25 protein-coding genes are annotated in these 23352 nt (G+C 69.8%); 18 read left to right on the plus strand and 7 right to left on the minus strand.

The features are described from left to right. Positions 1-210: 210 nt before the first annotated feature. The 5 genes from BLQ76_RS01805 (at position 211) to BLQ76_RS01825 (ending at position 6085) form a co-directional block, all read left to right on the plus strand. Positions 211-1062: a DUF2793 domain-containing protein gene (locus BLQ76_RS01805; protein WP_090667991.1), complete on the plus strand. Its 852-nt coding sequence runs from the start codon at positions 211-213 to the stop codon at positions 1060-1062. 63 nt (positions 1063-1125) lie between these two features. Next, positions 1126-2247 carry an anhydro-N-acetylmuramic acid kinase gene (locus tag BLQ76_RS01810; protein WP_090667995.1) on the plus strand — a complete coding sequence of 374 codons (1122 nt, stop codon included), beginning with the start codon at positions 1126-1128 and terminating at the stop codon, positions 2245-2247. A 78-nt stretch (positions 2248-2325) separates the two neighbouring features. Continuing rightward, positions 2326-2853, plus strand: coding sequence for a 2Fe-2S iron-sulfur cluster-binding protein (locus BLQ76_RS01815; RefSeq protein ID WP_090667999.1), 528 nt, complete (start codon positions 2326-2328; stop codon positions 2851-2853). Then, positions 2850-3836 (plus strand): FAD binding domain-containing protein, encoded by a 987-nt coding sequence (locus BLQ76_RS01820; RefSeq protein WP_090668002.1) that lies wholly within the window; start codon positions 2850-2852, stop codon positions 3834-3836. Before BLQ76_RS01815 ends, BLQ76_RS01820 begins: the two co-directional genes overlap by 4 nt. Beyond that, complete coding sequence (locus BLQ76_RS01825; RefSeq protein ID WP_090668005.1) at positions 3836-6085, plus strand: xanthine dehydrogenase family protein molybdopterin-binding subunit; 2250 nt, start codon at positions 3836-3838, stop codon at positions 6083-6085. Before BLQ76_RS01820 ends, BLQ76_RS01825 begins: the two co-directional genes overlap by 1 nt. A 49-nt stretch (positions 6086-6134) precedes the next feature. On the opposite strand, the gene BLQ76_RS01830 is transcribed toward BLQ76_RS01825, so the two are convergent. Next, positions 6135-7097, minus strand: coding sequence for a sugar kinase (locus BLQ76_RS01830; RefSeq protein WP_090668009.1), 963 nt, complete (start codon positions 7095-7097; stop codon positions 6135-6137). Continuing rightward, positions 7094-8020 (minus strand): PfkB family carbohydrate kinase, encoded by a 927-nt coding sequence (locus BLQ76_RS01835; RefSeq protein WP_090668012.1) that lies wholly within the window; start codon positions 8018-8020, stop codon positions 7094-7096. The genes BLQ76_RS01830 and BLQ76_RS01835 overlap by 4 nt, the downstream gene beginning before the upstream one ends. Positions 8021-8211: 191 nt before the next feature. On the opposite strand from BLQ76_RS01835, the gene BLQ76_RS01840 reads away from it, so the two are divergent. The 10 genes from BLQ76_RS01840 (at position 8212) to BLQ76_RS01885 (ending at position 15345) form a co-directional block, all read left to right on the plus strand. Further along, entirely contained in the window at positions 8212-9279 is a 1068-nt protein-coding gene (locus BLQ76_RS01840; RefSeq protein ID WP_139183895.1) for an NAD(P)-dependent alcohol dehydrogenase, read from the plus strand. A gap of 77 nt (positions 9280-9356) precedes the next feature. Then, positions 9357-10040, plus strand: a complete 684-nt coding sequence (locus BLQ76_RS01845; RefSeq protein ID WP_090668015.1) for a dihydrofolate reductase family protein — start codon at positions 9357-9359, stop codon at positions 10038-10040. A gap of 41 nt (positions 10041-10081) precedes the next feature. Beyond that, the gene (locus BLQ76_RS01850; RefSeq protein WP_090668018.1) at positions 10082-10507 is read left to right on the plus strand and encodes a hypothetical protein; all 426 of its coding nucleotides are present in this window, start codon (positions 10082-10084) and stop codon (positions 10505-10507) included. A gap of 73 nt (positions 10508-10580) precedes the next feature. Further along, the gene (locus BLQ76_RS01855; protein WP_090668021.1) at positions 10581-11555 is read left to right on the plus strand and encodes a copper chaperone PCu(A)C domain-containing protein; all 975 of its coding nucleotides are present in this window, start codon (positions 10581-10583) and stop codon (positions 11553-11555) included. A gap of 54 nt (positions 11556-11609) precedes the next feature. Beyond that, positions 11610-12011, plus strand: a complete 402-nt coding sequence (locus BLQ76_RS01860; protein ID WP_090668024.1) for a winged helix-turn-helix domain-containing protein — start codon at positions 11610-11612, stop codon at positions 12009-12011. Between the two features lie 86 nt (positions 12012-12097). Then, a complete protein-coding gene (gene modA, locus BLQ76_RS01865) occupies positions 12098-12862 on the plus strand; it encodes a molybdate ABC transporter substrate-binding protein (protein WP_244519437.1) in 765 nt (254 codons plus the stop codon). A 14-nt stretch (positions 12863-12876) separates the two neighbouring features. Next, positions 12877-13542 carry a molybdate ABC transporter permease subunit gene (gene modB, locus BLQ76_RS01870; RefSeq protein ID WP_090668029.1) on the plus strand — a complete coding sequence of 222 codons (666 nt, stop codon included), beginning with the start codon at positions 12877-12879 and terminating at the stop codon, positions 13540-13542. Beyond that, the gene (gene modC / locus BLQ76_RS01875; RefSeq protein WP_170842425.1) at positions 13539-14639 is read left to right on the plus strand and encodes a molybdenum ABC transporter ATP-binding protein; all 1101 of its coding nucleotides are present in this window, start codon (positions 13539-13541) and stop codon (positions 14637-14639) included. The genes modB and modC overlap by 4 nt, the downstream gene beginning before the upstream one ends. Before the next feature lie 70 nt (positions 14640-14709). Next, positions 14710-14967 carry a type II toxin-antitoxin system RelE family toxin gene (locus tag BLQ76_RS01880; protein ID WP_090668032.1) on the plus strand — a complete coding sequence of 86 codons (258 nt, stop codon included), beginning with the start codon at positions 14710-14712 and terminating at the stop codon, positions 14965-14967. 6 nt (positions 14968-14973) lie between these two features. Continuing rightward, positions 14974-15345, plus strand: a complete 372-nt coding sequence (locus BLQ76_RS01885; RefSeq protein WP_090668035.1) for a helix-turn-helix domain-containing protein — start codon at positions 14974-14976, stop codon at positions 15343-15345. A 50-nt stretch (positions 15346-15395) separates the two neighbouring features. Here BLQ76_RS01885 and BLQ76_RS01890 read toward each other — a convergent pair whose 3' ends face one another. Then, on the minus strand, positions 15396-18560 hold the full coding sequence (locus BLQ76_RS01890; protein WP_090668038.1) for an efflux RND transporter permease subunit: 3165 nt from the start codon (positions 18558-18560) through the stop codon (positions 15396-15398). Next, positions 18560-19762 (minus strand): efflux RND transporter periplasmic adaptor subunit, encoded by a 1203-nt coding sequence (locus BLQ76_RS01895; RefSeq protein WP_090668041.1) that lies wholly within the window; start codon positions 19760-19762, stop codon positions 18560-18562. Before BLQ76_RS01895 ends, BLQ76_RS01890 begins: the two co-directional genes overlap by 1 nt. A gap of 75 nt (positions 19763-19837) precedes the next feature. On the opposite strand from BLQ76_RS01895, the gene BLQ76_RS01900 reads away from it, so the two are divergent. Beyond that, on the plus strand, positions 19838-20482 hold the full coding sequence (locus BLQ76_RS01900; protein ID WP_170842426.1) for a TetR family transcriptional regulator: 645 nt from the start codon (positions 19838-19840) through the stop codon (positions 20480-20482). 22 nt (positions 20483-20504) lie between these two features. Here the strand turns inward: BLQ76_RS01900 and BLQ76_RS01905 are convergent, their stop codons facing one another. Further along, positions 20505-20888: a hypothetical protein gene (locus tag BLQ76_RS01905; protein ID WP_090668046.1), complete on the minus strand. Its 384-nt coding sequence runs from the start codon at positions 20886-20888 to the stop codon at positions 20505-20507. 218 nt (positions 20889-21106) lie between these two features. Here BLQ76_RS01905 and BLQ76_RS01910 point away from each other — a divergent pair, with 218 nt between their 5' ends. Then, a complete protein-coding gene (locus tag BLQ76_RS01910) occupies positions 21107-21502 on the plus strand; it encodes a helix-turn-helix domain-containing protein (protein ID WP_090668048.1) in 396 nt (131 codons plus the stop codon). Then, positions 21499-21969 carry a DUF6456 domain-containing protein gene (locus BLQ76_RS01915; protein WP_090668051.1) on the plus strand — a complete coding sequence of 157 codons (471 nt, stop codon included), beginning with the start codon at positions 21499-21501 and terminating at the stop codon, positions 21967-21969. The genes BLQ76_RS01910 and BLQ76_RS01915 overlap by 4 nt, the downstream gene beginning before the upstream one ends. On the opposite strand, the gene BLQ76_RS01920 is transcribed toward BLQ76_RS01915, so the two are convergent. Together BLQ76_RS01920 and BLQ76_RS21905 are read right to left on the minus strand one after the other, a co-directional pair. Then, entirely contained in the window at positions 21966-22391 is a 426-nt protein-coding gene (locus BLQ76_RS01920; protein WP_090668054.1) for a SufE family protein, read from the minus strand. The genes BLQ76_RS01915 and BLQ76_RS01920 overlap by 4 nt on opposite strands. Positions 22392-22443: 52 nt before the next feature. After that, positions 22444-23193, minus strand: a complete 750-nt coding sequence (locus tag BLQ76_RS21905) for a DUF5330 domain-containing protein (RefSeq protein ID WP_090668056.1) — start codon at positions 23191-23193, stop codon at positions 22444-22446. Between the last annotated feature and the right edge of the window lie 159 nt (positions 23194-23352).

The following is a 23352-nucleotide window of genomic DNA, read 5'->3' on the forward strand; positions in this document are numbered from 1 at the left end:
GTCGAACGCCCCGTCGCCGATCATATGCCCACACCCGGCCCGATCGTCGCAACTCATAATTGCGCGAATGGTTGACGTCGCAACCAAACTGTTGCCACCTCAACACAACCATGGCGCGCGTACAACAGCGAGGGAACGGCAGCGCCGTTCTCCCCGCGTCTCCAGCCTCGCGTATGCTTCGCCGTCGCAACGGATGGACCAGGACGCGCCATGGACGAGACACCCCGACTGAACCTGCCCTTTCTGCTGGCCCAGCAGGCGCAGAAGCATCTGACCCACAACGAGGCGCTACGTCTTCTGGACGTCCTTGTGCAAACGGCCGTGCACTCGATGCGTACGGCCGCCGAGCCGGACGCCGCCGAAGAGGGCGACCTCTTCATTCTGCCGCCCGACCGCACCGGCGCCCGCTGGGAAGAGATGGCACCCGGCTCGCTCGCGCTGTTCGAGAACGGTGGCTTCGTCGCCATCCGCCCCGTGCTCGGTCAGGTTGCATACGTGCTCGACGAGCGCCGTCTTGTGATCTTCGACGGTGCAACCTGGAGCGGCGACGCCTTCGCGGCGCGCGACCTGCCGAGCCTCGGCATCAACGCCGCGCCGTCCTCCGCCAACCGCCTGACCGTCGCGACCGACGTTGAGCTGCTGACCCACGACGACCGAACGCCCGGAACCGGGGATGCCCGCAAGGTCGTCAATAAGGCGGCGAGCGCGCGCACCGCCTCGCTCGTGTTCCAGACCGCTTGGTCGGGGCGCGCGGAGCTGGGCCTGACCGGCGACGACGACCTGCAGTTCCGCGTCTCGGCCGACGGCGCGAGCTTTCGCACCGCGTTGCGCGCCGCGCGTGCGAGCGGCTTCGTGGCATTGGCGGGTGGGCACGAGCCGGCCTGCGCGCTGGACGTCGCGGGACCTGTCAGGGTCGGCGCCTATGCGCGCGCCGCGCTTCCCTCCGCCGCGAGTGGCGCCGGGCAGGTGATCTTCGTGCCGGACGAGGCGGGCGGCGCGACGCTCGCCTTTTCGGACGGCACGCGCTGGCGACGCGTCGGCGACCGCGCCGTGGTCGCTTGAGCGGGCTGGACGGCGCGGGTCCCCCTCTGCGACAAGCCGGCCGCGCGGCAGGGAGATGGATGCATGGATGCGATCTGGACGCTGGGCCTGATGACCGGAACGGTGCTCGACGGCGAGATCGACATCGCCCTCCTGCGCTCGGACGGCGAGCGCATCGCCGAGTTCGGCCCGGCGCGGCTCGCGAGCTACCCGCGCGACCTGCGCCCGCTGCTGCGCGAGACCTTCGAAGCGGCAGCCCGGTGGAACTTCGAGGGACCAGAGCCCACCATCTTCGCCGAGGCCGAGCGCGCGCTGACGCTCGGTCAGGCCGAGGCCGTGGCACGCTTCCTCGCGGAGGAGGGCGTCGATCGGTCTGCGGTCGCGGCGGTCGGCTTCCATGGCCAGACCGTCCTGCACCGACGTCGCGAGCCGGCGCGGCTCGGCGCGACGCGTCAGCTCGGCGACGGCGCGCTGATGGCGCGAGAGCTCGGCATCCCGGTCGTCTTCGACTTCCGCTCGGCCGATGTCGCCGCCGGCGGCCAGGGCGCGCCGCTTGCCCCCGTCTATCACGCCGCGCTGCTGCGCCACGCCGGGGCCGGGCCCGACACGGCGATCCTCAACCTTGGAGGCGTCGGCAACATCACCTGGGCCGACGAGAGCGGCGGACTCCACGCCTTCGATACCGGTCCCGCGAACGCTCCGCTCAACGATTGGGTGCGCGCTCATACCGGTGAGGAGATGGACTGGGACGGGCGTCTCGGCGCCGTCGGTCGCGTGGACGAGGAGCGCCTCGCCGGCCTCCTCGATCATCCCTATCTCGCCGCGCCCTATCCGAAGTCCCTCGACCGCAACGATTTCACCAGCCGCATGGCGGACGGTCTGTCGCTGGAGGACGGCGCCGCGCTTCTCACCGCCTTCACGGCGGCCAGCGTCGCGCGCGGCCTCGAGCGCCTGCCTGGCCGGCCGCGCCGGCTCGCGCTGTCCGGCGGCGGGCGGCGCAACCCGACCCTGTCGCGCATGATCGCGGAGCGCTGCGGCGTCGAGGTCGTGGACGCCGACCGTCTCGGCCTGCGAGGCGACGCCGTGGAGGCGGAATGCTTCGCGTTTCTGGCCGCGCGCGTTCTGCGCGGCCTGCCGCTCGGCTTCCCCGGCACGACCGGTGTGCCTGTTCCAACACCGGGCGGACGGATCGCCCGGCCCGACTGAGGCGCTTTTCCACGCGACAAACTGCCGGCCGCCGTTCCCTCATTGGACCTGCGCACTAGCTGCCAACCCCTGTTTGGAATGGTTTCAGGGAACGGCGGTACGCCCATGCAACTGACGATCAACGGGACCGAGCACGCGCTCGACATCGATCCGAGGACCACCCTGCTCGACGCGCTGCGCGAGCATCTCGCCCTCACGGGCTCCAAGAAGGGCTGCGATCACGGCCAATGCGGCGCCTGCACGGTGCTGGTCAACGGAAGGCGTATCAACAGCTGCCTCAGCCTCGCGGTGATGCACGAGGGCGACGAGATCACCACGATCGAGGGCCTCGGCACCCCGGATCACCTGCACCCGATGCAGGAAAGCTTCGTGCATCACGACGGCTACCAGTGCGGCTATTGCACGCCGGGCCAGATCGTGTCGGCGGTCGGCATGCTGGGCGAGGCGCGCGATAATTGGCCGAGCGCGGTGACCGAGAGCCTCGAGGGCGGCTCGGAACTCACCGACGCCGAAATTTCCGAGCGCATGAGCGGCAATATCTGCCGCTGCTCGGCCTACCCCAACATCGTGCGGGCGATCCGCGGCGCGGAAGGAGATGCACGATGAGGCCCTTCGACTACAGCCGCGCCGCGAGCGAGGCGGAAGCCGCCAAGGCCGTCGCGGCCAACTCCGCCGCCAAGTTCATCGCGGGCGGCACGAACCTCCTCGACCTCATGAAGCTGCAGGTCGAGACGCCTCGCGCGCTGGTCGACATCAACCGCCTGCCGTTGAAGACGATCGAGGCGGCGGGCGAGGGCCTTCGCATCGGCACGCTCGTGACGAACTCGGATCTGGCCGCCGACGAGCGCGTGCGACGCGACTACGGCGTCCTGTCGCGCGCGATCCTGGCCGGCGCGTCCGGCCAGCTGCGCAACAAGGCGACCACCGGCGGCAACCTTCTTCAGCGCACGCGCTGCGGCTACTTCTACGAGACCAACGCGCGCTGCAACAAGCGCGAGCCGGGCTCGGGCTGTGACGGACGCGAGGGCTTCAACCGCATCCTCGCCATCCTCGGAACGTCCGAAAGCTGCATCGCGACCCACCCGTCCGACATGGCGGTCGCCATGCGCGTCCTCGACGCGGTGGTCGAGACTGTGAAGGCCGACGGCTCGACGCGCGAGATCAAGATCGCGGACCTCCACAAGAAGCCGGTCAACACGCCCCATATCGAGACGCACCTGACGGACGGCGAGCTGATCACGGCGGTGCGCCTGCCCGCGCCCATCGGCGGCAAGCACCTCTACCGCAAGGTGCGCGACCGCGCATCCTATGCCTTCGCGCTCGTCTCGGTCGCTGCCGTGGTGCGGATGGACGAGGGGCGCATGGCCGAGGTCCGGCTCGGGTTCGGTGGTATCGGAACGGTTCCGTGGCGCTCGGCCGAGGTCGAGGCGAGCCTCAAGGGCCGGGCGCCCGACGAGGCGCTCTTCGCGAAGGCCGCCGACATTCTCCTCGCCGATGCCAAGGGCTTTGGCGACAACGACTTCAAGATCGACCTGATGCGGCGGACCCTGCCGGCCGTCCTGGCGGAAGCGGTGAGCGGAGACGCGTGATGGACACCACCCAGAACCTCACCATGAACAAGCCGGTCGGCGAGACGCGCCTCGACCGAGGCGTGCAGAACGTGCTCGGCAAGGGCGTCGACCGCTACGAGGGGCCGCTCAAGGTCTCGGGGCAGGCGACCTATGCCTACGAGCACAAGGTCGGGCAGCGCGTCGCCTACGGCTACATCGTCACGTCCGGCATCGGCTCGGGCAAGATCAAGCGCATCGACACGATGGCGGCACTCTCGACGGCGGGCGTCCTCCATGTCGTGACCGACACCAAGACCGCGCCCCGCGCCTCGGCCGATCCGAGCGATCCCGCGCCCACGCCGATCAACGGCGAGATCACCCACTTCGGCCAGCCTGTCGCGATGGTCGTGGCCGAGACGTTCGAGATCGCGCGCGACGCAGCCAAGCTCGTCGAGATCGAGGTCGAGCCGCGCGAGGGTCGCTACTCCATCTTCCGGGAGCGCGAGAACGCTATCGACCCCGGCAAGCAGACCATGGACTCCAACACGCTGAAGGGGAACTTCCCGAAGGCGTTCGAGGAGGCCGAGGTCACGTTCGACGCGACCTACACGACGCCCTCGCAAAGCTCGTCCGCCATGGAGCCGCACGCCGCGATCGCGGAGTGGACCGACGGCAAGCTGACGCTGCACGGCTGCTACCAGCTCGTCTCCACCAACGTGCAGCAGCTCGCCAAGGCGCTCGGCATCTCCACCAAGGACGTGCGCATCATCGTGCCCTATGTCGGCGGCGGCTTCGGCTCCAAGCTCGGCATCGGGCCGGAGTCCGTCTTCGCCTCGATGGCCGCGCGCGAGATCGGCCGGCCCGTCAAGGTCGCGCTGACCCGTCAGCAGGTCTACCAGGCGACCTCGCGGCGCTCCGACACGATCCAGCGTGTCCGCCTCGGCGCACGCCGCGACGGCACGATCACCGCGATCGCGCACGACACGATCACCACCAACACGCCGGGCGACGACTTCTTCGAGCCGGCCGGCATCTCGACCGTGTTCCTGTATGCCGGCGAGAACCGGCAGGTGACGCATCGCAAGGCGGACGTGAACATCCTTCTGTCCTCGTCCATGCGCGCGCCCGGCGAGGCGGTCGGCATGCTCGCGCTCGAGAACGCGATGGACGAGATGGCGGAGAAGCTGGATCTCGACCCGATCGAGTTCCGCCGCCGCAACGAGCCGAAGGAGGACCCGCAGACGGGGCTGCCCTTCTCGTCGCGCCGCCTCGTCGAGTGCATGCAGGTGGGCGCCGAGCGCTTCGGCTGGTCCCAGCGCAACAAGGTGCCCGCCCAGCGCCGCGAGGGCGAATGGTTGATCGGGATGGGCATGGCGTCCGCCTCGCGCAAGAACATGACCCAGCAGTCCTCGGCCCGCGTCACCTTGCTCAGCAACGGCACGGCGCTGATCGAGACCGACATGACCGACATCGGCACGGGCACCTACACGATCCTGCAGCAGATTGCGGGCGAGATGCTGGGCCTGCCGCTCGACAAGATCGCGGTCACGCTGGGCGACTCGGCGTTGCCGTCCGCGTCGGGCTCGGGCGGCTCGTGGGGCGCGAACTCCTCGGGCTCGTCGGTCTATGCGGCCTGCCAGGGCATCGTCGAGGCGCTGGCCAAGAAGCTCGGCGTCTCGGCCGACGACCTGACGCTCAAGGATGGCACCGCGATCGGCGCCAACCGCCAGGTTCCCCTGCACGAACTCCTCGCCGGCGAGCCCATCGCCGTGACCGGGACGTTCAAGCCGGGCTCGACCTCCAACAACACGCATCAGGCGAGCTACGGCGCGCACTTCTGCGAGGTGGCGGTAAACGCGGTAACCGGCGAGACGCGCGTTCGCCGTCTCCTGACGGTCGCCACCGCCGGGCGCATCCTCAACGAGAAGACCGCGACCTCGCAGTGCTACGGCGGGCAGATCTTCGGCATCGGCACGGCCTTGACCGAGGAGCTGGTCGTCGATGAGCGCACGGGTCTCATGGTGAACCACGATCTCGCCGAGTACCACGTCCCGGTGAATGCCGACGTGCCGGACCTCGACGTCCTGATCCTAGAGGACCGCGACGCCGCCGCGAGCCCGCTCGCGGGCAAGGGTATCGGCGAGTTGGCCATTGCCGGCGTCGGGGCGGCGATCACGAACGCGATCTACAACGCCTGCGGCGTGCGTGTGCGCGACTACCCGATGACGCTCGACAAGGTGCTGGCCGGCCTGCCGCGCGAGCCCGCGCAGCGCATGGCGGCGGAGTAGCCGTCACGCTGAAAGGAAAGGAAGGCCGGACCGAGAGGTCCGGCCTTTTTCAGGCCGCGAGCGGTCCGGCGCTCCAGTGTGTGCGCGGGTCGTCCACGATCGCGCCGTAGCCGCCGATCACCAGGCCCGCCATGCGATGCCCGGCCCGCGCCGCGGCATCGAGATCGCCGCCCTGGAGAAGGGTCGCCAGCGCCGCGCCGTCGAAACTGTCGCCGGCCGCCGTCGTGTCGACGATCGGGCCCGGCAGGGCGGGGGCGTCCACCTCGCGCAGGCCCGCATCGTCGAGAAGGATCGCCGCGCCGCCGCCGCGCTTCACGATCGCGGCCTTGGCCCCGAACTCCAGGAGGCGCCGCGCGGCAGCCTCCGCCGTTTCCTCGCCGAACAGGGCGTGCTCGTCGTCGAGCCCCGGCATGGTAAGCGTCGCCACGGCATGGCCCGCCCGGATTGCCCGTCGGGCGGTCGCGACATCGCTCCACAGGCGCGGCCGGTAGTTGCCGTCGAAGCCGACGAGCTTGCCGGCCTGCCGCATGCGCCGCGCCAGGCCGAGCAGTCGCTCGCGACCCTCGGGCGACAGGATCGCGAGCGAGATCCCTGAGAAGAACAGCGCGTCGCAGGCTTCGACCGACGCCTCGACATCCTTGTGGGCGCGCTCGGCGAACAGGCGCCGCGCGGCAGCGGCCGACCGCCAGTAGCTGAACGACCGCTCGCCCGCGTCGTCGCGCGAGATGGCGTAGATCCCGGTGGTCTCGCCGGCGCTCACCTCGATCAAGTCCGTCGCGATGCCGTGGGCCGCGCAGAAGGCGGGGATCTCCCGGCCGAACGGATCGTCGCCGACCCGCGTCACGTAGCCGACCGACACCTCACCCGCGTCGCCCAGCGCGCGCCGGCAGTAGACGGCCGCGTTCAGCGTATCGCCGCCCACCGTGCGTCGCAGCATGTCCGGCTCGTCGCCGAGCCGGTGGTAGAGTTCCACCATGCATTCGCCGAGGAACGCGATGCGTCGCTCGCTCATGCGGCCTCTGCCAGCGCGGCGTCGATCGCCTCCACGCGCGGCATGGCGGTGCGCGCGCCGAAGTCGAGGCAGCTCAGCGAGGCGGCGGCGACCGCGCGCCTCACCGCTTCGGGAACCGGCAGGCCGGCGTCGAGCGAGGCGGCGAGCACGCCGCACAGCGTGTCGCCGGCCCCGGTCGTGTCCACCGGGCGGATCGCGGGTGCCGCGAACCGTTGCACCTCCTCGCGCCCGGGCTTGGCCAGAAGGGCGCCGTCCGCACCCAGCGTCGCGACGACCGTCAGGCGCTGGCCGCGCGCGACCGCCAGGATCTGCTTCTCGGCTGTCGGCTCGCGCAGGCCGAGAAGGCGCGCCGCATCCGCCAGTTCGTGCTCGTTCACCACTAGGATGTCGGTCGAGGATAGGAGTTCGCCGAGCGCCTCGGGCTGCAGGTCGGCCGGCACCGGCGCAAGGTTCGCGACGACGGGAACGCTGCGGTGACGCGCCGAGCGGGCGGCGGCGAGCGTCGGCTCGAGCGGCAGCTCCATCTGCAGCACGAGGCAGCTCGGACGCTGGCCGAGAAGCGCGTCCACCGCGGAAGCGTCCGCCATGCGGTTCGCGCCGCTCGCGACCGTGATCGCGTTCTCGCCCTCGGCCGACACGGTGATGAAGGCGCAACCCGTCGGCTCGGCGACGCGCGCCAGCGCCTCGATGTCGATCCCCTCGCGCGAAAGGGCCTCGGCCTCCTCGTCGCCGAAGGCGTCGCGGCCCACCGCGCCCGCCATGGCGACGCCCGCTCCGGCCCGCGCCGCCGCGACCGCCTGGTTCGCGCCCTTGCCGCCGGACTGCCTGATGTAGCCGGGCGCCAGCACGGTCTCGCCGGGCTTCGGAATCGTGCCGACCCTTGCGACCAGATCGACGTTCACGGATCCGAACACCACGATCATGCGGGCCCCCCTTTAACCATTGGCGCGGACGGTGGGGGTACCGAAGTTCGGCTTCCGCGACAAGCGTCGGAAGCGGACACAGGGTTGCCGGTGCGGCTCTGGCCGACGCCTAGGTGTCACGCTATCTGGTCCGCGATCGTTTCCGGCCGCTTCTCCCGGCGGTCCGCCGCATCCACAAGGAACCAGACCGAATGACCCCTTCCTTCGGCTTTGCCTGCACCGACGCCAACGAGCCCATGAAGCCCTGGAGCTTCGAGCGCCGCGAGGTGCGCGACGACGACGTGCGCATCGAGATCACCCATTGCGGCGTCTGCCATTCCGACATCCATCAGGCGCGCAACGACTGGGGCTGGGCGACCTATCCGCTGGTGCCCGGTCACGAGATCGTGGGCCGCGTCGTGGAGGTCGGCTCCGAGGTCCAGGGCTTCCAGGTCGGCGACAAGGTCGGCGTCGGCTGCATGGTCGACAGCTGCCAGGAGTGCGCCTCGTGCCATGAGGGGCTGGAGCAGTTCTGCGAGAACGGCATGACGCAGACCTATGCCGACAAGGACCGCCGCGACGGCCAGCCGACCTACGGCGGCTATTCCGACCAGATCATCGTTCGCGACAAGTTCGTGCTGCGCATGCCGGAGGGGCTGGACCTCGCCGCCGCCGCGCCTCTCCTGTGCGCCGGCATCACCACCTACTCGCCGCTGCGCCACGTGAACCTGCAGAAGGGGCAGAAGCTCGCCGTGATCGGCCTCGGCGGCCTCGGCCACATGGGCATCAAGTTCGGCGTCGCCATGGGCGCCGAGGTGACGCTCTTCACGCGTTCCAAGTCGAAGGAAGCGGAGGCGAAGGCCCTCGGCGTCGCCCACGTCGTTCTCTCCACCGACCAGGCGCAGATGGACGCGGTGGCCAACACGTTCGACTACATCCTCGACACCGTTCCGGTGCCGCACGACATCAACCCCTATCTCTCGACGCTGAAGCGCGACGGCACGCACATCATCGTGGGCGTGATCGGCCCGATCGATCCGCCCGTCAGCGGCGCGCAGCTCATCATCGGCCGCAAGTCGGTGATCGGCTCGCTGATCGGCGGCATCGCCGAGACGCAGGAGATGCTCGACTTCTGCGCCGAGCACGGCATCACCTGCGACATCGAGACGATCAAGATCGCCGACATCAACGAAGCCTTCGAGCGCACTGTGAAGGGTGACGTGCACTACCGCTTCGTGATCGACATGGCCTCGCTCAAGGACGTGCGGCAGGCCGCCTGACGCCGCGCGTTCCCATCGGAAGGGCGGGCCGTTCGGGTCCGCCCTTCTTTCGTTTCCATCTCCTGAGACCCGTCCCGATGCGCCCGCATACGCTCTGCCTGATGATGACCTCGATCGACGGCCGCGTCCTGACGGAAGGCTGGGCGATCGACGCCCCCTCCGAGATCTTTGAGCGCGCCCACGACGAACTCGGCGGCGATGCCTGGATCGTCGGCCGCGTGACGATGGAAGAGGACTTCGACGCCGCCGGCGACTGGGAGCGGGGGCTGGCGGACGGGCCGATCGAGCGCGCCGACTGGTTCGCGAACCGCGAGGCCGGCAAATTCGCCATCGCGCTCGACCCGCACGGCAGGCTCAACTGGAAGCGCGACAACATCGACGGCGAGCACTTCGTCGCGATCGTCGGCGACGAGGTGTCGGACGACTACCTCGCCTTCCTGCGCCATCGCGGCGTTTCCTACATTCTCGGCGGGCGCGACGGCATCGATTTTTCGCGTGTCCTCGATACGCTCGGCCGCGAACTCGGCATCCGGCGCCTTCTGGTCGAGGGCGGCGGCGGGCTGAACGGCGCGATCCTGAACGCGGGGCTGCTCGACGAGCTTCTCGTCTTCCTTCTGCCGCTCACGGACGCGCGGCCCGACGCGCCGAGCCTGTTCGATGCGGCCGGCGAATGGCACGGGTCCCGCAAGCTCGAGCTCCTGTCGCACGAGCTGCGTGACGGCGGCATCCTCAAGCTGCACTACCGCGTCATCAACGGCTAGCGCCGCTTCCCGGCCGCGCGCCGGGCTGGTAGATCGACGGCATGAGGCCATCGCGCACATCACGCTGGAACGGGTTCGCCGCGCTGCGGCGTGAGCGCTCGGCCTTTGCCGCGCTCGGTCTCGTGCTTCTGTTGGTCCAGATGCTCCTGTCCGGCGTCTCGCAGGGCGCGATGGCGGCCGAGCGGCTGGCGGCACCGGACCTCGGCCTGATCTGCCATTCGCTGGCTGACGGCAACCGGCTGATCGCCCCTCAGACGCCGGAAGAGCCGGAGCGCTCGTGCCCGTGTCTGGCGGGCGTCTGTCTCGTCTCGGCCCATGCGCTCGTGCCGGGTGATGCGGACGCCTCGGTCACCGTCCGACCGCAGGTCGCGCGTTCCGTCGCGACGCGCCCGGCAGCCGCGTCGGACCCCCGGCGTCCGATCGACCTCTTCGCCCGGGCCAGTCGAGGCCCGCCGACCCGGATCTAGACGGCATTCTCCGGCGGCGTCGGTCGCGCTCGCGTCCCGCGCCGTCCGTTCAGCTCTGGTTTCGGATCCTCCCATGAACACCACCCTTCGTTTCGGGGCGCTTTTCCTCGCGCTCACCCCGGCGCTCGCCCACGCCCATGCCGTTCTCACCGAAGGCGAGGCGACCGCCGGACGCGCCTTCAAGGCCACGGTCGGCATCGGCCACGGCTGCGACGGCGCGCCGACCGACACGCTGGCGGTCGAGCTTCCGCCCGGCTTCCTGTCCGCCCATCCCATGCCCAAGCCGGGCTGGCAGATCGACGTGCGCGAGGGCGACTACGACCGGACCTACACGCTCTACGGCGAGACGGTCTCGCGCGGGCCGGTCGAGATCCGCTGGACCGGCGGGTCGCTCGACGACCGCTTCTACGACGAGTTCACCGTTCGCGGCGTGTTCGATGCGCAGGCGGTCGGCGACGCCGTTCCCTTCAAGGTGACGCAGGGCTGCGGTACGCAGAGCGTCGCTTGGACCGAGGTTGCGGCGTCCGGCGCGGATGCCCATGCCCTGGAGCATCCCGCTCCCACCGTTCGCGTGTTCGAGGCCGCGCCGGCGGCGGGCGGCGGCCACGCTCATCACGCCATGGCAGCGCCTGCGGCGGCGACCTCTGTCACGGCGGAGGGCGGCTATGCGCGTGCGATGCTGCCGGGCGCCAAGGTCGGCGGCGGCTATCTCACCGTCACGAACCTGGGCGCCGAGCCCGATCGTCTCGTCTCGGCCACGTCGCCGCGCGCGGGAGAGGTCTCGATTCACGAGTCCTCGATGGAGAACGGCGTCATGCGCATGCGCGAGGCGACGGGCGGCCTTGCGGTCCCGGCCGGGGGCTCCCTTCAGCTCGAGCCGAGTGGGGCGCATCTGATGTTCGAGAACGTCGCGCAGCCCTTTCGCGAGGGCGAGAGCGTGCCGGTCACGCTGCGCTTCGAGCGGGGCGGCGAGGTCGCGATGACGCTGATTGTCGGCGCGCCCAACGCGGCGGGCGCCCCCGACCCTCACGCGGGCCACGGCAACTGACGCTTTCGCCAACGTCGTCCCGGCTCTAAACCGAGCCGGGACGGAGGGTGAGAGATGAGCGACGAGACCGAAAGGACGGACGACGCGGCGCCCCATCTCGTGCCGCGCCTGCGCATCCTCTTCGGCGACCGGCGCATCGTCGGTCCCGGGCGGGCCGACCTTCTCGAACACATCCGCGATACCGGCTCGATCGCCGCCGCCGGCCGCCGCATGGGTATGAGCTACAAGCGCGCCTGGTCGCTGGTGGAGGATCTGAACCGGACGTTCGATGCGCCGCTTGTCGCCATGCATCGCGGCGGCGCGGGGCAGGGCGGCGCGGCGCTCACCGTGCTCGGCGCGGAAGTCCTCGCCCGGTACCGCCATATGCAGCGCGAAAGCGACCGCGCCATCGCTGCCGACCTCGAGGCGCTGGCGGCCCGGCTCGCGCCTGTGGACGAGCCCGGCTCCGCGGCTTGAGACGGGACGCCCGCGCCTTGTCGATAGCCCCGCGCCGGCCTAGCTTGCGCGATATGTCCAACCGGCCATATCGGAGCGCCGCGCGCATGAGCACTACCCGTCGTCTCGTCCTGCAGCTCGGTCTCGGCCTGTCGGCCCTCGTTCTTCCGGCCGCGGCCGAGGCCGCATCCGTCAACGTCGTCGTGGCCGCCAACTTCACCGACGCCGCCAAGGAGATCGCCGGCGCCTTCCAGGCCGACACGAAGCACGAGGCCGTCCTGTCCTTCGGTGCGACGGGCGCGATCTACACGCAGATCACGCAAGGCGCGCCCTACGAGGTCTTCCTCGCCGCCGACGACCAGCGCCCGAAGAAGGCCGTCGACGAGGGCTACGGCGTCGCCGGCACCGTCTCGACCTATGCGATCGGCCAGCTCGTCCTCTATTCCAAGGAGCCGAACCTCGTGTCCAGCGAGGCGACGCTGCGAAGCGCGGCGTTCGAGACGATCGCGATCGCCAACCCGGAGGCCGCGCCCTACGGTGCGGCGGCCGTCGAGACCATGCGCAAGCTCGGCGTTTACGACAGGCTGCAGCCGAAGATCGTCCAGGGGACCTCGATCGCCCAGGCCTATCAGTTCGTCGAGACCGGCTCGGCGGCGCTCGGCTTCGTCGCGCTCGGACAGGTCGTCAACGAGTCGGGCGGTTCGCGATGGGACGTTCCGCAGGAGTTCTACAAGCCGATCCGCCAGGACGTCGTGCTTCTCAAGACCGGCGAGAACAACGAGGCGGCCCGCGCCTTCGTGGAGTATCTCAAGGGCCCGAGGGCGCTGGAGATCATCCGCAAGTACGGCTATCGCACGGGAGCCGGCGCCTGACAGAAGGGAGCGCGATGTCGCCCGACCTCTGGACCGCCGTCGGGCTGACGCTGAAGCTCGCCACCGCCACGACGCTGATCCTTCTCGTCCTGGCGACCCCGCTCGGCTACTGGCTTGCCTTCTCGCACCGGGCCTGGAAGGAGGCGGTGGCCGCCGTGGTGGCGCTGCCGCTCGTGCTGCCGCCGACGGTTCTCGGCTTCTACCTCCTGATCGCGCTGGGACCGCAGGGCCTGGGCGGACTGACGGGGGTGCGCACCTTCGCCTTTTCCTTCACCGGCCTTCTCGTCGGATCGGTGGTGGCGAGCCTGCCCTTCGTGGTGCAGCCGATCCGGGTCAGCTTCGATGCGATGGGCCGCCGGCCGCTCGAGGTGGCGGCGACGCTGCGTGCCTCGCCGGTCGACCGCTTCGTCACGGTCGCGCTGCCACTGGCGCGGCCGGGTCTTCTCACGGGCGCGGTGCTGGGCTTCGCCCACACGGTCGGCGAGTTCGGCGTGATCCTGATGATCGGCGGCAATATTCCCGGCGAGACCCGTGTCCTGTCGGTCGCGATCTTCGATCTCGTGGAGACGCTGCGCTGGCGCGAGGCGCACATCCTGGCGGGCGCGCTCGTTCTGTTCGCCTTCCTGGTGATCCTCGCCGTCCAGCTTCTCGACCGTCGCCAGCGGCAGCGCACCCTGTGACCGAGACGGGCGAGGGGATCGCGGCACGATTGTCGGGCCAGCTCGGCGGGTTCACGCTGGACGTCGCCTTCACGGCGCCGTCACAGGGCGTCACAGCGCTGTTCGGCCCCTCCGGCTGCGGCAAGACGACGATCCTGCGCTGCATCGCCGGCCTCCAGCGCCTCGCGGGTCGTCTGACGGTTGGCACGGAGGTCTGGCAGGACGAGCGCCGCTTCCTGCCCGCGCACCGGCGCGGTGCCGCCTATGTCTTCCAGGAGGCAAGCCTCTTTCCGCACCTCGACGTGCGAGGCAACCTCGACTTCGGCCGCCGCCGCCTCCCTGCCAGCCGGCAGCCGACCGCCCGCCTCGACGAGCTTGTCGTGCTTCTCGGCTTGGAGCCGCTGCTCCCCCGGCGACCGCAGGCGCTTTCGGGCGGCGAGCGTCAGCGCGTCTCGCTCGCCCGCGCGCTGCTCGCCGAGCCGCGTCTCCTCCTGTTGGACGAGCCGCTCTCGGCGCTCGATCAGGACGCCAAGGACGAGATCCTGTCCTATCTCGAACGGCTTCACGCGCAGCTGCGCATTCCGGCCATCCTTGTCACGCATGACCGTACCGAGGTCGAGCGGCTGGCCGATCGCGTCGTCGTCCTCCGGGCGGGGCACGTCGTCGGATCCGGTGCGATCGCCGAGGTTCTCGCCGATCCCGTGCTGCCCTTCGCCGCGCGCCAGGGGGCGGCGAGCGTCCTGCGCGCGACCGTCGTCGGGCACGAGGCAGCGGACGGTCTCGCCGTGCTCGACCTCGCCGGCCATCGCATCCTCCTCGCAAGCCCGGAACTCCCGGTCGGTGCTGCGCTGCGCCTGCGCGTGCGCTCGGCCGACGTCAGCCTGACCCTCGCGCCGTCGCAGGACACGACGATCCTGAACGTCATCCCCGCGACGATCGGGCGGATCCTTCCCGCCGGTCTCGCGGAACTCGACGTCGCGCTGCGGCTCGCCGATGGCCAGCACCTCGCCGGCCGCATCACCCGCCGCTCCGCCCGTCTCCTCGCGCTGACGGAAGGGCAACCGGTCCACGCACAGATGAAGGGCGTGTCGCTGTCGGGCGCGGTGGAGGGGATGTAAGGACGCGCTCGTTATTGCAAATTCATAGCTGCACGCTATAAATATTGCAGTGGCGTGAGTTGAGGGTGTCGTGAGGGAGCTTCGTTTCGAACGTCAGGCCTTGAAGACGTTGAAGCGGATGCCCGCCAACACGGCGCGAACCATCCGGTCCAAGATCGATCAATATGTCGCCGATCCGGCAAGCCTTGCCAACAATGTCAAGCGGATGCAGGGCATCGACGACCTGTTCCGGCTGAGGGTCGGGGACTGGCGCATCATCTTCGGCGACGATGGCCGGGTCGTCGCGATCATCCGTATCGGTCCGCGCGGCGACGTGTACGAAGGATAAAGGGCTATGAACAAGCAGGTCATCGTGTCTCCGACCGGCGAGCGCCTGGTCGTCATTGCCGAAGCGGATTTCGATGCGCTGGTCGAGGCGGCGGACGATCGGTCCGACAGGGAAGCGGTCGTGGATTACCAGCGCCGGCTGGCAGCAGGCGAAACGGAGTTCGTGCCGGCCGCCATGGTGGACCGCATTCTGGCCGGGGAAAGCGCTCTTCGTGTCTGGCGCGAGCATCGTGGTCTCAGTGTCTCGGCTCTGGCCGAGGCGGCAGGTTTGTCGCAGCCCTTTGTCAGCCAGATCGAGTCCGGCCGGCGGGTTGCGGGACGCGACAGCCTCGCGCGCCTGGCCGCAGCGCTCGGCGTCGACGCGGACGATCTCGAGTAAAAGGGTTTCGACAAGCGAAGGGCGCCGTCTCCGGCGCCCTGTGTCTATCGTCATTCCGCCGGGGCGGGATGGCCGCCGCCGTGGCTCACGGTCTGCGGTGGCTGCGGCGCGGCGGCTGCCGGCTTCTTCCGGTCCCGTGCGAGCAGCTTGTAGAAGAGCGGGATAAAGAAGATCGCGACAAAGGTCGCCATCAGCATGCCGCCGATCACGCCCGTGCCGATCGAGTGGCGGCTGGCCGACGAGGCGCCGGTCGCGATCGCCAGCGGCACGACGCCGAGAATGAAGGCGAGCGAGGTCATCACGATCGGGCGGAAGCGGAGCTTGGCGCCTTCCAGCGCCGCGTCGAAGGCCGACAGACCCTCCTCGCGTTTGAGCACCGCGAACTCCACGATCAGGATGGCGTTCTTGGCCGCCAGTCCCACCAGCGTCACGAGGCCGATCTGGAAGTAGACGTCGTTCTCGAGCCCGCGCGCCCAGATCGCGGCGAGAGCCCCGAACATGGCGAAGGGAACGGCGAGAAGCACCGCGATCGGCAGCGACCAGCGCTCGTACTGGGCGGCGAGGATCAGGAACACCATGATCATGCCGAAGCCGATCGCGATCGCGCCCGTGCCGCCGGCCTGGATCTCCTGGTAGGCCGAGCCCGTCCACGCGACCACGAAGCCTTCCGGAAGAGACTGGCTCGCAACCTCCTGCATGGCCTGCAACGCCTGGCCCGACGAGTAGCCGGGGGCGGGGCCGCCCGAGACCTTGGCCGAGGTGAAGGCGTTGAAGCGCTCGATGAGATCGGGACCGACGATGCGCTTGGTGATCAGGAGCGAGTCCAGCGGCACCATCGAGCCGTTCGACGCCTGCACGTAGACGAAGCGCAGGTCCTCGGGCTTCTCGCGGAAGTCGGACTCCGACTGGAGCGAGACGCGGTAGTTGCGGCCGAGCAGTGTGAAGTCGTTCACGTAGAGCGAGCCGAAGGTCGACTGCATGGTCTCGAAGATCGAGGCGATGGGAACGCCAAGCGCCTTGGCCTTCTCGCGGTCGACGTCGATCTGGTACTGCGGCACGTTCGCCTCGAACGAGGTGCGCACGCCGGCGAGCTCCGGCCGCTTCGAGGCTTCGGCGACCAGCGCGCCGGTCGCCTCGATCAGGGCCTGGCTGCCACGGCCGCCGCGGTCCTGCACGAAGAGCTCGAAGCCGCCCGTGGTCGACAGGCCCTGGATCGGCGGCGGCGAGAAGGCCAGCACCATCGCGTCCTGAATACCGCTATTCATGCCGATGAAGGGGCCCGGCAGGTTGCGCGCGTCGAGGTCCGGCGTCGGACGCTCTGACCAGTCCTTCAGCGTGATGAAGGCGGCGCCCGCAGACGACTTCTGCGACCCCGACAGAAGGTCGAAGCCTGCAAAGGCCACGACGTCCTTCACCGCCGGATGGTTGCGGATGTTGGCGCTCATCTCGTTCATGACGTCGGTCGTGCGCGAGAGCGAGGCGGCCGGCGGCAGGATCGCGACGCCGAAGTTCGAGCCCTGGTCCTCGTTGGGCACGAGCGAGCCCGGCAGCGTTTGGAAGAGATAGGCCGTGCCGCCGAGAAGCGCCGCGAACAGGACGAGGGCCAGGAACGCGCGGCGCATGATGAAGGCGACGCCATGCCCGTAACCGTTGGTCAACCGGTCGAACATGCGGTTGAACCAGCGGAACGGCGCGATCGGCTCCTTGTGCTCTTTGCGCAGGAGAAGCGCGCAGAGGGCCGGGGTCAGCGTCAGCGCCACGATGCCCGAGATCGTCACCGACACGGCGATGGTCACGGCGAACTGACGGTACATCGTGCCCGCCAGACCGCCGAGGAAGGCGACCGGGATGAACACGGCGCAGAGCGTGAGCACGATCGCGATGACGGGACCCGTCACCTCGGTCATGGCCTTGGCGGTGGCATCGGCCGGCGCCAGTCCCTCGTCGCGCATGATGCGCTCGACGTTCTCCAGCACCACGATCGCGTCGTCCACGACGATGCCGATGGCGAGCACGAGGCCGAACAGCGTGAGGAGGTTGATCGAGAAGCCGAGCGCGAGAAGCACGCCGAACGTGCCGATGATCGACACGGGCACCGCGATCATCGGGATCAGCGTCGCGCGGAAGCTCTGGAGGAAGAGGTAGACGACCACCAGCACCAGCACCATCGCCTCAATGAAGGTGTGGATCACCGACTCGATCGAGGCCTCGATGAAGAGCGTCGTGTCGAACGGCACGGCAAACGAGATGCCGTCCGGGAACTGCTTCGACAGCTCGGTCATCCGCGTCTCGACCGCCGACAGCACGTTCAGCGCGTTCGCGCCGGGCTGAAGGTAGAGGCCGATCGGCACCGTCTGGTTGCCGTTGTAGGTGGCGTTGAACGAGTAGTCCTGCGAGCCGAGCTCGACGCGCGCGACGTCCTTCAGAAGCAGCGCGCCGCCGTTGGCGTCGGAGCGGATGATGATATTCTCGAAAGCCTGCGCGTCGGGCAGGCGGCCGGCCGTGGTCACCGAATAGGTGAAGGCAAGCGGGTTGTTCGAAGGCTGGGCGCCGAACTGGCCGGCGGCGAACTGGGCGTTCTGCTCGCGGATCGCGGTGGCGATGTCGGTCGGCGTCAGGTTGTACTGCGCGAGCTGGTCGGGACGCAGCCAGATGCGCATGGAGTAGTTGCGCGCGCCGAAGAGCTGCGCGTTGCCGACGCCGGGAATGCGCTTCAGCTCGTCGAGGACGTAGAGCAGCGCGTAGTTCGACACGTAGGTCGCGTCGTAGCGCGGGTCGGTCGAGGTCATGGTCGCGACCGCGAGGATCGACGACGACTGCTTGGTCACGGTCACGCCGAGGCGCTGCACCTCGGAGGGAAGCGAGGAGACGGCCTGCTGGACGCGGTTGTTGACGTTGATCGTCGCCTGGTCGGGGTCGGTGCCCGACTGGAACGTCACGGTGATCGTGGCCGTGCCCGTCGAGGAGTTCGACGAGGTCATGTAGATCATGTCCTCGACGCCGTTGACCTGCTGCTCGATCGGCGCCGACACGGTCTGTGCGATGGTCTCGGCGGAGGCGCCGGGATAGGTCGCCGCGATCTGGACCTGCGGCGGCACGAGTTGGGGATACTGCTCGATCGGCAGCGCGCGCATGGCGGCGAGGCCGCCCAGCACGATGATGATCGAGATGACGGCCGCGAAGACCGGCCGGTCGACGAAGAAGCGCGAGTTCATCACTGGGCCTCGGCGACGGAGCTGGCGGGGGCGGCGGAGGCCTGGGGCACCTGCCCGGCAGGCGAGGAGCCGGCGGGCGTCTCGACTGCGCCGGTCGGCTGGACCGGCGAGCCGGGCCGGACCTTGATGACGCCGACCGTCACGACGCGGTCGCCGCCCTGCAGGCCGTTCGAGACAAGGAGGCGGTCACCGAGCTCGCGCCCGACCGTGACGGGCCGCACCGCCGCGACGTTCTGCGCGTCGAGCGCATAAACGAAGGTGCCCTGCGGACCCTGCATGAGCGCGGCCGTCGGGATGGTGACAGCGTTCGGGACCTTGAGGCCCTCGACCTCGACGCGGACGAACTGGCCGGGCAGCAGGCGCGAATCGGGGTTAGGCAGGACGGCGCGCGACAGGATCGTGCCGGTCTGCGTGTCGATCGAGGAGCTCAGGAAGTCGATCGAGCCGGTCTGCGCGTAGGTCTCGCCGTTGCCGAAGCGCACGGACACCTTGAGGTCCTCGAGCGAGCCTTCCGCCGTGCCGCTCTCGATCTGCTGGCGAATCGACTGGGCTTCCGTGTCGGCGGGCGAGAAGTTGACGTAGATCGGGTCGAGCTGCGTGATCTGGGTCAGGAGCGCGCCCTGCTGGATCAGCGAGCCTTCCGGCACCTGTTCCAGCGAGGTGATACCGCCGGCCGATGCGGTGACCGTGGTGTAGCCGAGCGAGAGTTGGGCGGTTTGGAGCCGCGCCTCCGCCTGCGCGACCGCCGCATCGGCGAGTTCGCGCTGCGAGCGAGCGTCGTCCAGCGTTGCGGTGGATGTCGCGCCGGTGCGGGCCAGCGACTGGGCCCGCTCCTCGGTGCGCTGGGCCTGGGACTGCTGCGCGCGGGCCTGCGTCACCTGCGCTTCCGCCAGCGCCACCTCGGCCTGGTAGGGCTTGGGATCGATGCGGAACAGCGTGTCGCCCTCGTTGACGCGGGCGCCCTCGTTGAACGAGCGCTCCAGGAGGATGCCGCCGACCTGCGCGCGGATCTCCACGAGACGCGAGGCGGCGACCCGCGCCGGATACTCATAGGTCACGGGAACGGTGGAGGGGGTCACCGTCTCCACCGTCACGGCCGGCGGGGGCGGAGCGGCGCCGCCGCCGGGCGCACCCTGCGCAAAGGCCCATCCCGAGGAAGCCAGCAGCGGAAGCGCGAGGAGGAGTGCGCGGGAGGAGGGCATCGTGGCTCCGGGAACTTGGATATTGCGTTGCAGCGAACATACATTCATAAATGGATGTATTCAAGGAGGGCCACGATGCGCCGCACCAAGGAAGCCGCCGACCAGACACGCGCCAGCATCCTCGATGCGGCCGAGACGGTTTTCTTCGAGCGCGGCGTCAGCCAGACCTCGCTGTCGCACATCGCGGCGGCGGCCGGTTGCACGAGAGGAGCGATCTACTGGCACTTTCGCGGCAAGTCGGACCTCTTCATGGCCATGCGCGAACGCGCCTTCCTGCCGCAGGAGGAGTTCTTCGAGGCGCAGAACATCGTGTCCGATCCCGACCCGCTGGAGGCGCTGCATCGCACCACGATCGAGAGCCTTCAGCGCTTCGCCGCCGACGAGCGCGCGCAGCGCGTGGTCGCGATCCTGACGCTGCGCTGCGAGTATGTCGGCGAGATGGAGGAGGCGACGCTGTGCCAGCGCGAGGCGGACGCGCACATGCACAGCAACATCCGCCGTGCCTTCGAGCGGGCCGCGCAGCTTGGACATCTGGCCGCCGAGTGGACCCCCGAGCGCGCGACGGATGCCTGCGTCTGCGTCTTCACCGGCCTGTTCAACCATTGGTTGCGCTCGGGCGAGAGCTTCGACTTCCCGACGCTCGGAGCCCAGCTCTTCGACGGGCTGTTTGCCCAGATGCGCGCCGCTCGCGCCCCGGCGCAGCTCGCCGCCGCCGAGTAGGGCGCCGCACGCGCAGCGGTCCTCAGACGGTCCGGCACGGCGTGCGGAAGCGCCCGTTCAGTTCCGCGCCGGAACGCCGCGTCTCCCGAATCGAAGGCATCGGCAACGCCGCCTCCTGTCCCGCCAGGAGGCGTCGCACCGCAATGTGCCGGTTGAGGTCGTAGCGTGCATCGCCCCGCAGCGCCGCGCGGCGCAATCGCTCGTTTTCGCGCGTCAGCGCGGTGCGAGCGGCGTCCGGAAGCGGAAAGCGCGCGCCCTCGAAGCCGAGACGGCCGAGAAGGGATTCGGCCGACCGGCGAATCGGGTCGGTGGATCTCTGCAGCCGGTCGCCAAAGGCGGCAACCGCTTCGGCGAGCGCGGCTTCGAACGCGTGCAGGGCGGGAGAGGCAGGGGTGGATGCAGGCATGGACGGCTCCTTGCGATCGAGTGTCGAGCCGCAAGGGTGAGGGATCGGAAGCGGGCGGGAAGAAATCGGGGACGCGGGAGCGACTAGCTGGAAGCCTCGGGAGCCGCACACGTAGGCGTTGCGGACACCAACATTTTTTTCTGAAGTCCGGAAAATATTCCTGACTCGTATGTTCACGGTATGTTCTCTTATCTCGTCACCGATGCCGTGAGTCGAACATGCCCCAGCCCCGCGCCACGCCTCGCAACGGTCGCCCCGCCGCTCCGCCGCCGGACCCGGCGCGCCGACGTCGCGGGCGATTGCAATGCCGTGTCTCGGTCGAGATCGCCGCGGCCTTCACGGGCGTCAGCAGTCTCGAGATCCTGTCGGCGCATCGCTCCGGCTCCGCCGTCTCGCGGGCGCGGCATCTTGCCATGTATCTTGCCCATGTCGCGTTCCAGCTACGCTACGCCCAGGTGGCGGAGGGCTTCGGGCGGGACCGCAAGAGCATCGTCTATGCGGTGGAGCGCATCGAGGACGCGCGCGACGACGAGGTGTTCGACCGGCAGCTGACGCAGCTCGAACGCCTTGCCGGCTCGTGCCGCCAGCTGTCGAGCGAGGATGACGGCGCATGAGCGCCGCGCGCGGTTCGACCGAGACGCCCCTGATGCGCCTCGGCAAGCGGCGCGGCGCGGACGGCGTGCCGTTCCTCGCCCCCGAGGAGGTCGAGGCCGGCGAGCGCCTGGCGCGCGACTGGATGCGCGGCCAGCTCATGCCCTCCGTGACGCAAAGCTGGAGCGGCATGCCGGCGGGCGGAACGGGCGGAGCCGGCGCGGGCGCCGACATCGGCGACTTCGCGCTCGAATGCCGGACGCGCGTCGCCCGCGCGCTGGACGCGGCGGGGCCGGAACTCGCCGGCGTCCTCGTCGACATCTGCTGCTTCGAGCGCGGGCTGGAGGACGTGGAACGGGCCCGCCAATGGCCGCGACGCTCGGCAAAGCTCCTTCTGAAGGCCGGCCTCTCCGTTCTCGCCCGGCACTACGGTCTCGTTCACGAGAGCGGCGGCGCGGGCGGTGCGACGCGCGCCTGGCGCAAAAGCTAGGCGGCTTCCGCCAGCGCGGCCTGCGCGTCGCGGCGGATGCGGCCGACCATGGAGCGCAGGCCGTTGGAGCGCTGCGGCGTCAGGTGCTCCTTCAGACCCAGCTCGGCGAACACCGTCTCGGCGTCGAGCGCCAGGATCTCGGGCGCGGTCTTGCCGGAATACAGCGCCAGCGTGATCGCCACGAGCCCGCGCACGATGTGAGCGTCCGAGTCGCCCTGAAAGAAGAGGTGCGGCGGCGAGGCGGCGTCGTGCCGGCTGAGGAGCCAGACCTGGCTGACGCAGCCCGGCACCTTGTTCTCGTCGTTCGTCGCGCCCTCGGGAAGCGGTTCGAGTTCGCGCCCGAGCTCGATCACGTAGCGATAGCGATCCTCCCAGTCGTCCAGGAGTTCGAAGTCGGCGAGAATGTCGTCGAAGGTCCGCATGATGATCCGCTCTTCCTGTGCCGCCCTCATATAGGCGGTCCGGCGCGGATCGTCAGGCGCGCGGCGCGCTCAGCGGCATGGGCGGCCGGGCCGGAGCCGGTGGCGGCACGAGGGCGAAGGGTCGCGGCGAGACCGGTGGCTCGGCGCCGCCCGCCATGGCCGGCATGCGGAACGGCTTGTCGGCGCCCGGCACGCCCGCCGGCCGAACCGCGGGACGCGGCTCGGCCTGCGCGGCGCGCGTCGTCGAGGCGCGAGGGGGTGCCGTCACGGCCGGGCGGCTCGGGGCGGTGGCCGCCGGCGCGCGGGATGCCGTGGCCGCCGGCGACGCGGGTGCGGCGTCGCGGCGCGGCGCGGTCGGCACGTCGCGGCGGACCGGCGGCTCGGGCTGCAGGAGCGGCGGCTGATAGGGGCGGGGACCCGGCGCGATCGATCCGGTTCGCTCGGACGGCGCCGTGGGGCGCAGCGACACCGCCTCCGCCGGCGGGGCAACGAGCGGCGAGCGAACGGGCGCGGCCGGTCTGGCCTCGGCGGGCTCGCTCCGACCGGTCGCCATGGCGACCAGAACCTGGACGCCGTCCATGATGCGTGCGCCGGCATAGGCCGCCGCCTCGCGGCCCGACGCACAGGCCGCCGGCGAGCGGTCGCAGAAGCTGCCGAGATCGGACAGCGCTTGCGTCGCCCCGTAGAACAGAACCACCGGCGACAGGGCCGGCTCGGCCGTCCGGCCGTCCCGGTCCTCGCGCGGCACGAAGAAGGCGACCACCGCGATCAGGAGCGCCAGCTTAAAGAGAGTTCGTATCATCGCCGTCCGTCACGCTCGGGTCGCGCAGTCGTTGAGCGGGCGATCATGCCCCGGAAAACGTTGCCAAAACACCGCCGACGCGCGCGCGATCCACAAGGATCCGCCCGGTTTAACCATGCGGCAGGATTTTCCCGGGTTGTGGCCCGTACGGTCTTCCCC

It is taken from the genome of Aureimonas jatrophae, assembly GCF_900104035.1.
Taxonomy (GTDB): Bacteria; Pseudomonadota; Alphaproteobacteria; order Rhizobiales; family Rhizobiaceae; genus Aureimonas; species Aureimonas jatrophae.